This window comes from Roseibium sp. M-1 (assembly GCF_054515675.1).
Window position 1 is genome coordinate 2519355 of record NZ_CM137257.1, and the last position, 12431, is coordinate 2531785.

General features: G+C 62.5%; 9 protein-coding genes. 6 read left to right on the plus strand and 3 right to left on the minus strand.

What is annotated here, in order from left to right; genetic code table 11:
• Positions 1-18 precede the first annotated feature (18 nt).
• The 5 genes from ACX3M4_RS11410 (at position 19) to ACX3M4_RS11430 (ending at position 6950) form a co-directional block, all read left to right on the plus strand.
• The gene (locus tag ACX3M4_RS11410) at positions 19-3186 is read left to right on the plus strand and encodes a putative bifunctional diguanylate cyclase/phosphodiesterase (RefSeq protein ID WP_459358703.1); all 3168 of its coding nucleotides are present in this window, start codon (positions 19-21) and stop codon (positions 3184-3186) included.
• A 108-nt stretch (positions 3187-3294) separates the two neighbouring features.
• Positions 3295-4143, plus strand: coding sequence for a patatin-like phospholipase family protein (locus ACX3M4_RS11415; RefSeq protein WP_459358704.1), 849 nt, complete (start codon positions 3295-3297; stop codon positions 4141-4143).
• 133 nt (positions 4144-4276) lie between these two features.
• A complete protein-coding gene (locus tag ACX3M4_RS11420; RefSeq protein WP_459358705.1) occupies positions 4277-4600 on the plus strand; it encodes a hypothetical protein in 324 nt (107 codons plus the stop codon).
• 228 nt (positions 4601-4828) lie between these two features.
• A complete protein-coding gene (locus ACX3M4_RS11425) occupies positions 4829-5689 on the plus strand; it encodes an MBL fold metallo-hydrolase (protein ID WP_459358706.1) in 861 nt (286 codons plus the stop codon).
• Between the two features lie 313 nt (positions 5690-6002).
• Positions 6003-6950, plus strand: coding sequence for an IS110 family RNA-guided transposase (locus tag ACX3M4_RS11430; RefSeq protein ID WP_459357664.1), 948 nt, complete (start codon positions 6003-6005; stop codon positions 6948-6950).
• A 90-nt stretch (positions 6951-7040) separates the two neighbouring features.
• On the opposite strand, the gene rsmD is transcribed toward ACX3M4_RS11430, so the two are convergent.
• Positions 7041-7610, minus strand: coding sequence for a 16S rRNA (guanine(966)-N(2))-methyltransferase RsmD (gene rsmD / locus ACX3M4_RS11435; RefSeq protein ID WP_459358707.1), 570 nt, complete (start codon positions 7608-7610; stop codon positions 7041-7043).
• Positions 7607-9343 (minus strand): pseudouridine synthase, encoded by a 1737-nt coding sequence (locus ACX3M4_RS11440; RefSeq protein WP_459358708.1) that lies wholly within the window; start codon positions 9341-9343, stop codon positions 7607-7609. Before ACX3M4_RS11440 ends, rsmD begins: the two co-directional genes overlap by 4 nt.
• A 170-nt stretch (positions 9344-9513) precedes the next feature.
• On the opposite strand from ACX3M4_RS11440, the gene ACX3M4_RS11445 reads away from it, so the two are divergent.
• Positions 9514-9978 carry a nucleoside deaminase gene (locus ACX3M4_RS11445; RefSeq protein ID WP_459358709.1) on the plus strand — a complete coding sequence of 155 codons (465 nt, stop codon included), beginning with the start codon at positions 9514-9516 and terminating at the stop codon, positions 9976-9978.
• Positions 9979-9981: 3 nt separating this feature from the next.
• Here ACX3M4_RS11445 and ACX3M4_RS11450 read toward each other — a convergent pair whose 3' ends face one another.
• Positions 9982-12429, minus strand: coding sequence for a GcvT family protein (locus ACX3M4_RS11450; protein ID WP_459358710.1), 2448 nt, complete (start codon positions 12427-12429; stop codon positions 9982-9984).
• Positions 12430-12431 lie beyond the last annotated feature (2 nt).

Here is a 12431-nt window from a genome sequence, read left to right on the forward strand (position 1 = left end):
GGGGAACGGGTATAACGCGTGGGCAAGCAGGAAATCTGGCAACGGAAAGACGTGCGTGAAGGCAGACCGCGCCTGCACAGCCTCAGCGATGGCCTGGACCGCGTGATTGCCAAATGGTGCGAGGACGAGGCGCGGTTCGAGAAGCCGCTCCGGGCCGTTTTTCTGACCTTTTTGATCCTGACCGCTGCTGTCCTGACCTTTCAGAATATCGTTGCCGAATACCGGAACCTGCGTGAGCCGCAGGAGCAGGTGATCCAGACTGCGGAGAGGCTGCTGATGCATCAGCGCGCCCTCGGCGAAAGCACGCTGGACGAGACGGTCGCTACCCTCAGCGACAACAAGGCCCTCGAATATGCGGTCCGGAACAAGGACCTGCACAAGATAGAGATGATTGCCGACCAGCTTTTCTCCGGCAAGGCCGCAGGTCTGAACATTGCGGATCTCACCGTTTATTCCGCAGACCGGCAACTCGTCTACCGCGCCCGTGGCGAAGGTCTGACCGGGTCGGGCGTCCCGACATTTGAAGAAGATCTGACGGCCAGCCTCACCCGCCGCTCGAACGAAATCGAGCTTGGACCCGACAATCGTTTCCAGGTCAGCATTTTCAGACCCTGGACGGCCGGCGGCTCGCTGATCGGCTACCTGAAGCTTTCGATCGACATCGAACAGTCGCTCGCCCTTGCCGGCTCCGCGGTCAATGGCCGGATCGTCAAGGTCTGCGAATTCACGGAAAAAGGTGGTCTGAACGGCAGCATCCTGCGCTACAAGGTTCTCGGCGATCCGGAAACGGCCGGTTTCAACTTCGAGGAAGCGGTCGCAGGTGGCAGCCTTAACCGCTTCACACTGCAGGACGGCAAGGTTTTCATGGCCCGCACGCTGCCGATCACCGTCCTGAACCCGCGCGACGATGTCCGGATGGTGCTGGTGAAGGACATCACCGCCAATGTCTGGGCCTTTGCGGAAGGAACGTTGCTTTCCCTGATGGCCGGTGCCGGCATGGCGCTGCTCGCCTGGACCGTTGTCTTCCGGCTGCTGTCGCGTCTGCAGGCCTCCGTCCAGACGACACGCAATCGCCTGGAAGCGGAGGTTCGCGAAAACACACAGAAGCTTGAGAGCAGCGCGCTTCAACTGGTCGAGGCACAGCGCATCGCCCATGTGGGGAGTTGGGTGCGCAACATCGACACCAACGAGATTCACGGGTCCGAGGAATTTTTCCGGATCATGCAGGTCTCGCCAGATCTGCCTCCCGCGGAAGTGCAGGCCCGTATCTTTGCCCGCATCCCGGCCGACGAGCACAAGCGCACGCTTTCGATCGTCACCGAAGCAGTCAAACGCTGCGGCGAGTTCGACGTCGAACATTCGATGGTTCACGAAAACGGCAGCGTCCAGCACCTGCATATGCGTGGCTATGTGCTGGCAGGTCCTGACGGGCGCGCCGCCAAGATTTTCGGCACCGTCCACGACATCACCGAGCGCAACCTTGCGGAACAGCGCAACCATCTGCTTGCCAATATTCTGGAATCCTCTCTCAACGAGATCTACATCCTCGATTCAAAGACCTTCCAGATCGAATACGCCAACCGCTGCGCCCTGACCAATCTCGGCTACAGCCTGGAAGAGTTGAAGTCACAGCGGATCTGGGACATCGACCCGGTTTATGATCGTGACACCGTCCGACGTCATGTGGCACCGATCCTGAAGGGCTACCGGGAGAGCCTGTCCGTGGAAAGCGTGCACCGGCGCAAGGACGGCAGTGAGTATCCGGTGGACCTCAGAGTACAGATGCTGAAGGACCGCGACCGGGATCTCTTCGTCGCGATCGCCAACGACGTTTCGGAAAGGGTGCAACGGGAGACGGAAACCCGAGAAGCCAAGGTCCGGGCGGAGAAGCTGGCCTATTTCGATCCCCTGACCAAGCTCTCCAACCGGGCCGGTTGTCAGCGCGACGCCAAGCTGCGCTTCGAAAAGGGCGAGAAGCCCGCCTTCCTGGTGCATGTGGACATGGACGGGTTCAAGCGGGTCAACGATACGCTTGGGCATCTTGCCGGCGACCACTGCCTGGAGGAGACGGGCAAGCGGCTTCGGGAAGTCTGCAGGGGCCTCGGCACCGCCTATCGCTGGGGTGGAGACGAATTCGTCATCCTGGCCGAAAGCAGCACCTCCGACCCGAACGAATTGTGCGAGCGCGCACGCCGGCTGATGCGCATGCCGATGGAATATCACGGCAACCGGTTCTGGCCGACGGTCAGCATGGGTCTGGCGCTCTGTCCGGATGACGGGGCGGATTTCGACACGCTACTGGTCAACGCGGATCTGGCGCTTTACCAGTCAAAGGAAAACGGCAAGGACCGCTACACCTTCTTCAAGCCGGATATGCGGACCGACAGCGAAACGGAAGCCCAGATCGAGCTGGAGCTGAAGGATGCCGTCAAGCACGACCAGTTCTTCCTGGTGTTCCAGCCCCAGGTGAACCTCAGAACCCAGGCAGTGACCGGTGTCGAGGCTCTGGTGCGCTGGCAACATCCCGAACGCGGCACGATTTCGCCGGCCGACTTCCTGCCGGTCGTCGAAAAAAGCGGACTGGCACCGATCCTCGGCGAGATCGTCATCGACAAGGCGCTCGCCGCCGCGCGGCAATGGCTGGACGAGGGGCTGAATTTCGGCCGGGTCTCGGTGAATATCTCGCCCGCGCATCTCGCCTCGGGCATGCTTCTCGATCACTTCAAGGCGGCCATGGCGCGCTATGAGGTCGGCCCGGAGCGGATCACCGCAGAAGTGCTGGAATCGGTCTTCCTGAACGATACCCGCTCCGGCCATCTGGCCGTGCTGCGCCAGCTCTATGAACTTGGTGTCCACATCGAACTGGACGATTTCGGCACCGGCTACGCGTCGCTGTCACACGTCGCGGACCTGCCGATCAACGGCCTCAAGATCGACCGCTCCTTCACCCGGCAGATGCTGCAGGACCCGAAGAAGGAAGTCATCGTCAACCAGCTCATCCATCTGGCACGCTCGCTCAATATCGGCATCGTCTGCGAGGGCGTGGAGACCGAGGCGCAATATGACCGGCTGCGGATGATGGGCGATTTTTCGATCCAGGGTTACCTGATCGCCCGGCCGATGCCCTACTGCGAAGCGACCGACTGGATGTCGGCCTCCGCTGACGATCTCTATTTCGTCATCTGAGCCACCGCAGCCAGGCGGGGGTCTTTCCGTTTCGGGGGAAAGCTTGGCAATCCCCGGGCAAGCCCCCATGTGGAAGATATAACGCCCTCAGAACCACGGACCCGGACCATGCCCTCCTCCCCTTCTCCCCGGATCGGACTTGCCCTAGGCGGTGGCGGCGCACGCGGCTTCGCGCATATTCCAGTCCTGGAAGCGCTCGACGATCTCGGCCTGAAACCGGTCCAGATCAACGGCACTTCCATCGGCGCGCTCATGGGAGCAGCCTATGCCAGCGGCCGCAGCGGCCAGGAGATCCGTGAGATTGCTCTGGAAATCTTTGCCGACCGCAACTCTGTTCTGTCCCGCCTGTGGCAGCTCCGGCCCCGGCGCTTTGCCGAGATGTTCCGTTCCGGCCCGGTGCAGTTCGATCCCTTGAGGGTGCTGGAGGTGTTTGTTTCCGAGTATCTGCCGGAGACCTTCGAGGATCTGGAAATTCCGCTGCGCATGCTGGCAACGGATTTCTACGGCTGCGAGGAGGTCGATTTCGACAGCGGCCCGCTGTTACCGGCGCTTGCAGCTTCCATCGCGATTCCCGCTCTTTTCCGGCCGGTCCGAGTCGGCGAGCGCTATCTGATCGACGGCGGTGTCGTTAATCCACTGCCGTTTGACGGTCTGCGCAAGACCTGCGACATCGTGATTGCCGTCGATGTCGTCGGCGCTCCCGTGCCGCGGGAAGACGAGGGTGATATCAGAATGCTGGACTCGCTCTTCGGTTCGTCGCAGATCCTGATGCAGACCATCACGAAGCAAAAACTGAAGCTGGATCAACCAGATATCCTGGTCAGCCCGCCACACGACACCATCCGCGTACTCGATTTCATGAAAGCGGACCGGATCCTGGACAAGGCGGAGTCATTGCGCGACGTAACCCGGCAGCAACTTGAGAAACTGACAAAACAAACAATGGAAGTTACTTGAGCGCAACATTCGCACATTTCACCAGATAAATCCTTTCTATTGGGCCGGAACGTGCGTTTAACAGATCATTAATCTAGTTCCGAAATACTTTTCTTAAAGGTTTAGGAGCAGATCAATGCGGCCCTCGGGATCAATGGATTTGGAAGCGTGTCCGGTATCGGACGATTTGCTGAAGCGTTTGCTCGACACGACCCTGAATGCGGTCGCCGATGTGGGCAGCCAGCTGCCGGAGCAACAGCGGGCGGCATTGGCTGTCTATTGCTATCGCCGCAGCCATTTCCGGCGTCTGGGGTTGTCGCTGGCGACACTGTGCAGCCGGCAGGCGCTGGTGATGGAAGCCGGGCATGCGGGCGAGCTGATCCACAGCCAGGCAAGCAGCGCAGCAGCACCAAACAATGCCGGCATCGAAACCAAGACCAAACACGGCAAGGCACCGATCAGCCTCTACGTGGTCTGAAAAGAGAATTTGAAAGTCCATTCCGGGGCTGGTCCTTCCTCCCACCCGCCCCCACCTCAGGCAACCGCCTTCGCAGCAATCTGCGCGAACCGGTTGCCTTTTCTTTTGGCAATCAGGTCATAAATCTCCCAAGTTTCGGGCAATAGGGCCCAATCCCCGTCCAGTACCTTGCCCTCAAGGGCTTGCCCGCTACAATCAGGCAGAGGACCTGTTCCGGGGACGGCTGCCATGGATCTGCGCTTGACCGCTATTCGACTGTTGCGAACGTGGAGCCGCAGACCTGCGCGCTTCCTCTCCCTTCTGCTCGGCCTGGTCATGGCCGCCGTCTTCGCTGGCCCTGCGCAGGCGGTCTGCCAGCTGGTGGCGGAAGCCCCATATCTCACTCCAGGTCCTGGAGAAGCCCGGGTCTGGCAGGCAGCCCTTCAGGCGGGCGAAGTTCAGATCCGCTATATCGGCCATTCCACGTTTGAAGTGGAAACGCCCAAAGGCGTGCGCATCGCCACCGATTACAATGACAGTTACCGCCCGTTCCTGACACCAACCGTCGCGACCATGAACGGGGCCCACAGCACCCACTATTCGCTCAATCCTGATCCCAATATCGAGCACCTGCTCTTCGGCTGGAATCCCCAGGGCGGGCCGATGGATCACGATCTGACGGTGGGAGACGTGCGTATCCGCAACATCCAGACCAATATCCGCGGCTGGGACGGGGAAACGCGGCGGCTCGGCAATTCGATCTTCATCTTCGAGGTCGCGGATCTCTGCATTGCCCATCTTGGGCACCTGCATCACCGGCTGACCCAGGAAGACCTGACGCGGCTCGGCCAGATCGACATAATCTTTGCGGCGATCGACAACACGTCCACCCTGCGCCTGAACAGCCTGATGGATGTCCTGGCAAGCATCGGCCCGGCAATGGTGATCCCGATGCATTTCCACTTCGCCGGTGCCCTGGAAGCATTCATGGGCCGCGCCCAGGAGGCAGGCTACGACATTGTGCGGGCGACGGATCCATTGCTCGTCGTCAGCCGCTCGACCCTGCCGGTGAAGAAGACGGCCTATATCATGATGCCTGGCGGTCGGTGAGAACGCACTTTGGGTTGGCCTCCTGACCTATGCCTCCACCTTCCAAGCCTCCCCTCAACCTCATCCTGAGGAGCCTGGCTAGCCAGGCGTCTCGAAGGATAGGCGGCAAATTCGTGAACTCGTGGCCCATCCTTATCTGTTCGGACTTTGGTAGAAGTTGACTTGGGAGAGCCGTTGAGTGCTCTCCCAAGCGGGCCGGAGACCGTACCATCCTCGGCACCTCGCAGTCCGTTCGAAGCAAGGCTCCCGGTCCGCTTTCCAACTTATCCCGAATGGTTGCTCGCACAAGAGTGCGTAGATAAGGCAGGGACAGATGGACGCGACAGTTTACTTTGTTGGCATTGATGTATCGAAAGCGACGCTGGATGTGCATGTGCTCCCGGGAGATACGCGAGAGCGCTTTGGCAACGACCCTGCCGGATGGGCAGAGCTTGTCGCGTTGTTGTCGCCCTTTGCCGTCGAACGCGTGGTGATGGAAGCGACCGGCGGCTACGAGCGCAAAGCAGCCCGGGAGCTTCAGAGGTGCGGGCTGCACGTTTGCGTGGTCAACCCGCGCCGTGTCCGGGACTTTGCCAAGGCTGCGGGCATTCTGGCCAAGACCGATCCGCAGGACGCGGCCGTTCTGGCCCGTTTCGCGCAGGTGTTCGATCCGCCGGCAGCTCCCCAGCCCGACGAGGCGGAAGCCAAACTGGCGCAATACGCCACCGTGAGAGAGACGCTGGTGGCCGAAAGGACCCGCCTTTCCAATCAGATCGGCCTCAATGACGATCCCGCTCTGCTGCAGTTGCTTCACAGGCTGCAAGAAGCAAACAAAGCCGCAATCGCTGATCTGGACCGCCTGATCCAGGCCTGCATTCGGCAAAAGGCTGACCTGCACCGGCGCTACGAGCAACTGCAAGGCGTTCCCGGCATCGGGCCGGGCGCGGCTGTCTCGCTCCTGGCTTTCATGCCCGAACTGGGCCAGGTCTCGCGCCGCGCCATTGCCGCCCTCGTCGGCGTTGCCCCCTTCATCCGGCAAAGCGGTACCATGCGCGGTCAAAGCAGGATTGCAGGCGGCCGTGCCAGCGTGCGGCGGGCTCTCTTCATGGCAAGCCTGTCCGCAGTCCGCTTCAACCCGATCATCAAAACCTTCTACCAGCGCCTCACCAAAGGCGGCGCCAGCAAGAAAAAGGCAATCATCGCCTGCGTCCGTAAACTCATCACCATCCTCAACGCTATGGTCCGAGACGGTAAGGACTGGAGCCAAAAAACAATCTCATAAACATGGTTGCTTCGAGACGCGCGCGAGCGCGCTCCTCAGGATGAGGTTGGGAAAGCAGGACAAGGCCGACGGAAGGCTGTCTTGCTGATCCTAAGACGCGTCTCCACCGCCATAGCGCAAAAAGACCACCTGGCTGTCGCCGGCCTGGCGCCGGTCGAGTTCTTCGAAGCCTTCCGGAATATCGATAGCCGCGGATGACCGCTCTTCCAGCACGCACAGGGAGCCGGGCTTCAGCCAGCCACCTTCAGCGGCGGAGGCGAGTGCCTTTTCACCGAGTTTCTTGTCATAGGGCGGATCCAGAAAGACCAGATCGAAGGGATCGATGGTTCCGGCGCTGCCCAGGCGCGTGGCATCGCGGCGGAAGATCTTGGAGGCGCCGTTGAGGCCGAGCGTTTCCATGTTGCGGCGGATCACGCCGCGCGCTTCCGTGCCTTCCTCGATGAAGGTGCAGTGACGCGCGCCGCGGCTGATCGCCTCGAACCCCAGCGCGCCGGTGCCGGCAAAGAGATCCAGCACCCGTGCGCCGTCGAGATCCACATCGAGGCCATGGGCCAGGATGTTGAAGATGGTCTCGCGCAGCCGGTCGCTGGTCGGGCGCGTGCCATTCGTCTTCGGCGCGGCAAGCGCCGCGCCCTTGAAGCGGCCGGCAACGATCCTCACGAGCGGTCTCCGCGACGCGGGCCGCGTCCTCCCTTGGGCGGACCACGGCGGTCGCCCCCATCACGCCCGGGACCGGAACGTCCGGACCCGTCACGGCCAAACCCACCGCGGCTTGGCCTGTCATCGCCGGACCGCTCGCGATTTGGCCGGTCACCGCGCGACTTGAAATCACGTGGCCCGTCACCACGCGGCCGGTCGCCGCGCGGCTTGAATTCGCGGGGCCGGTCATCTCTCGGCCCGTCTTGTCTAGGCCCGTCTTGTCTAGGCCTGTCTTCTCTCGGCCCGTCTCGTCTAGGCCTCTCGCCCCGTGGCCTGTCGCCGCCTGATCTTTCACCAAAGGACTTGCCACCGCCAGGGCGGTCACCAAATGACTTGCCGCCAGCCGGCCTGCCACGGGCGGGCTTGTCCCGGCCGGTGCGGTTTTCCTGCTGCTTGTCCTCGACAATACCTTCCTCGCCCCAGATCTTGCGCTGTGGCGGTGCGGGTCTGTCGTCGCCGAATTCCCGGCGCGGGCGCGGCTCTGAAGTCAGGCGGAAGCGCGAGCGCGGCGAGACCTTTTCCTGGCGCGGACCGGCATTCTTGCGCGGACGGTCGCCTGCGGTTTTCTTGCGTTCCTGGCGCTGTTCGTTCCGCTCGGTCTTCGCGGCCCGCCTGCGGTCGGTCTCCGACTGGCCTTCGCGCGTCGACATCCAGCGTCCCAGGCTCGTTTCACGCCCATCGTCGGATCTGCCACCAGGTTTGCCGCCGGCGCGCTTTGCCGGCGCGGACTTCCGCTGAGGCTCTTCCTTCGGCATATGGAAGATCGGCGCATCGAAATCGGCACCGGCTTCTTCGGCCAGCGTGTCGCCGAGCTGGTCACGCAGGACCCGGCCACGGATCTCGCGGACGTCGCCTTCGGGCAGGTCCATCAGCTGGAACGGGCCGTAAGACACCCGGATCAGCCGGTTCACGGCGAGGCCGATATGCTCCAGCACCCGCTTCACTTCGCGGTTCTTGCCCTCGCGCAGGCCGACCGTCATCCAGACGTTGCCGCCCTGCTCCTTGTCAAGCGTGACCTCGATCGAGCCGTAGAGAACGCCGTCGATGGCGACGCCGTCCTTCAGACCGTCGAGATCGGCCTGCGTCACCTTGCCGAAGGCGCGCACGCGGTAGCGGCGCAGCCAGCCGGTGGCGGGCAGTTCCAGGACACGGGCAAGGCCGCCGTCATTGGTGAGCAGCAGCAGGCCTTCAGTGTTGATGTCGAGGCGGCCGACCGTCAGCACGCGCGGCAAGTCTTCCGGCAGACGGTCGAACACGGTCGACCGGCCTTCCGGGTCCTTGTTGGTGGTCACCAGGCCGCGCGGCTTGTGATAGAGCCAGAGCCGCGTGCGCTCGCGCAAGGGCAGCGGCTCGCCGTCGACAAGAACCTTGTCGTCAGGCGTCACGGTCACGGCCGGCGTGGTCAGGACCTTGCCGTTGAGTTCAACGCGGCCGTTCTCGATCCAGGTTTCGGCGTCGCGGCGCGAGCAGAGCCCGACACGCGCCATCACCTTGGCAATGCGTTCACCGCGCTCAGGCGCATCGTCGGCCACACGTGCGGGCGCCGGCTTCGGGCCGGAGCGCTCGGGAGCTGCTTTCCTGGGGCCCTTTTTGGGAGCGCCGTTCGGTGCGGACCGGCGTTTTTCCGGTGCACGGCTGTCACGCCCCCGGCCTTTTGCCGGACCCGGGCGCTCAGAAGATTTTCTTGTCGTCATGCGCGCGTCATAGCAGAGCTTGAGCCGTTCGGGAATCGCTTGTTTTCACCAGTTGCTGCAACTGTCCCCTACCGTCAATGCATGGCTCGCCGCCCGGTGGGGCTGACGGCGCCCGCAAATCGCACTAAGAAGGCAGAAACCGGCCCCGAAACCATAGCCAGACAGACCCTATGAGCCCCTCGGAAACAAATCGCGAGTCCACATTCATGGATCTGGCCCTGGAAGAAGCCGGGAAAGCGGCTTCGCGCGGCGAGGTGCCGGTCGGCGCGGTTCTGGTTTGTGGCGGCAAGGTGCTCGCCCGGGACGGCAACCGCACCCTTGAGCTGAACGATCCGACCGCCCATGCCGAGGTTCAGGTGATCCGGGCGGCCTGCGCGCAACTGGCCTCGCAGCGCCTGCCCGAATGCGATCTCTATGTGACGCTGGAGCCCTGCCCCATGTGCGCCGGGGCGATCTCCTTTGCCCGCATCCGCCGGCTTTACTATGGCGCAGGCGACGAAAAAGGCGGCGCTGTCGATCACGGCACGCGCTTCTTCTGTCAGCCGACCTGCCACCATGCGCCGGAGGTCTATTCCGGTTTTGGCGAAACAAAAGCCGCGGAGCTTCTGAAGACATTCTTCAAAGAAAGGCGCTGAAACTCAGGCCTTCACCCGCAACATCTGAGGATCGTAAAGCGGCAACAGCGTGACCTCAGCGGCCACACGCTCGGTGGCAACTTCCAGCTCATAGGAACCGGAAAGCACGTGGTCAGCCGTGACCCCGTCCGGATGGCGCACGTAGCCGTAGCCGATGGATTTGCCGACCGTGTAGCCGTAGCCGCCCGAGGAAAGCCAGCCTGCCCGCTCACCGTTGCGGTAGATCGTCTCGCGGCCGAGCAGGACCACGCCCGGATCGACTGTGAAACAGGCCAGCATCTTTTTGATGCCGCTGGCCTGCTGTGCCTCCAATGCCTGCCTGCCCTTGAAGTTCTTGTCCGTGCGCAACTTGACGGCCCAGCCGAGCCCGGCTTCGAGCGGCGTGTGATCCGGACCAATATCGGCGCCCCATGCCCGGTAGCCCTTCTCGAGGCGAAGCGACTCGATGGCGCGGTAACCGGCGTTGACAAGCCCGTGCTTGACGCCCGACCACATCAGGGCGGCATAAACAGTCCGGGCGTGTTCCACCGGGATATGCAGCTCATAGCCCAGTTCGCCAACATAGGTCACCCGCAGCATCCGGACCGGTGCCCCGGCGAGGCCAAGTGTGCGCAGGCAACCGAAAGGGAAGACTTCGTTCGAGAGGTCTTCCCGTGTCATCTCCTGGAGAATGTCGCGCGATTTCGGTCCCATCAGCGACAGAACGGCATAAGACGAAGTGATGTCGAAGAGCTGGCAATCGCCGCCGTCTGGAAGATTGCGCCGGATCCAGTCGAAGTCGTGGGTCGCAAAGCCCGTCCCGGTGACGATGTAGAACTCGTCCTCTGACACCCGGCCGACGGTCAGGTCGCACTCGATACCGCCCCTGTCGTTCAGCATCTGGGTGTAGGTCAGCGATCCGGCCGGCTTGTCGATCCTGTTGGCACAGATCCAGTCGAGAGCCGCCAGGGCGTCCGGACCCTTCAGCGCGTATTTGGCGAAAGATGTCTGGTCGAAGACAACCGCCGCCTCCCGGGCCGCCTGGTGCTCGCGGCCAACGGCCTCGAACCAGTTCTGGCGGCCGAAGCTGTAGATATCCTCCGGCTTTTCACCCTTTGTCAGATCCGCGAACCAGTTCGGCCGCTCCCAGCCGAGCTTCTCTCCGAAACAGGCGCCCTGTTCTGCGAGCGCGCCATAAAGCGGCGACGTTCTGCAGGGCCGGCCGGAGCTGTGCTCCTCATGCGGCCAGGCGATGGTGTAGTGCTTGCCATAGGCTTCGAGCGTGCGGGTGCGCACCCAGTCGGTATCGAAATGCGGCCGGCCGAAGCGGCGAATGTCCGCGGCCCAGAGATCGAAAGGCGGTTCGCCCTTGTGAGCCCATTCCGCCAGCGCCATCCCCGCCCCGCCGCCGGAGGCGATACCGAAGGCGTTGAAGCCCGCGCCGACATAAAAATTCCGCAGCTCCGGCGCCTCGCCGATGATGAAATTGCCGTCGGGCGTGAAGCTTTCCGGACCGTTGGTCAACATCTTGACCCCGGCATTCGCAAGTGCCGGAACGCGGCCCAGCGCCAGTTCCATGATCTGTTCGAAGTGATCGAAGTTGCTGTCGAGCAACGTGTAGTGAAAGTCCTTCGGAATGCCGTCAACGGCCCAGGGGATAGGGTTCGGCTCGTAGCCGCCCATGACGAGACCGCCGACTTCTTCCTTGTAGTAGGTCAGGCGGTCCGGATCACGCAGGGTTGGCAGAGTTGAGGTCACGCCGTCGATGGCTTCCGTGATCATGTACTGGTGCTCGACGGAGACCAGTGGCACGGTGACGCCGTAACGCTTTGCAAAGTCCCGCGTCCACTGGCCGGCGCAGCAGATCACCTTTTCGCATTCGATGCGGCCCGCACTGGTCAGAACAGCCCTGATCCGGCCCTTGTCGATCTCCAGGTCCAGGACTTCCGTGTCCTCGAAGATCTTCACCCCTGCCATGCGCGCGCCCTTGGCAAGGGCCTGCGTGATGTCGGACGGGTTGGCCTGTCCGTCCGTCGGCAGAAAGGCCGCGCCGACCACGTCCGAGACATCCATCAGCGGCCACAGCTCCCTGGCTTCCGATGGCGTCAAGAGTTCCATCGGCAGGCCGAAACTGTGCGCCGTCGTCGCCTGGCGCTTGACCTCGATCCAGCGCTCCTCGTTGCAGGCAAGCCTCAGCCCGCCATTCATCTTCCAGCCTGTGCCAAGCTCTGTCTCCGCCTCGATCCGATTGTAAAGATCGACGGAATAACCGAGGAGCTGGGTGATGTTGGCGCTGGATCGCAACTGGCCCACAAGACCGGCTGCGTGAAAGGTCGTCCCGGAGGTTAGCTTCTTGCGCTCCAGGAGGACCGTATCCGTCCAGCCGAGCTTGCCGAGATGATAGGCGGTCGAACAGCCGATGATGCCGCCGCCGATGACAACCGCCTTGGCGGTTTTGGGGAGCTCCGTCATTC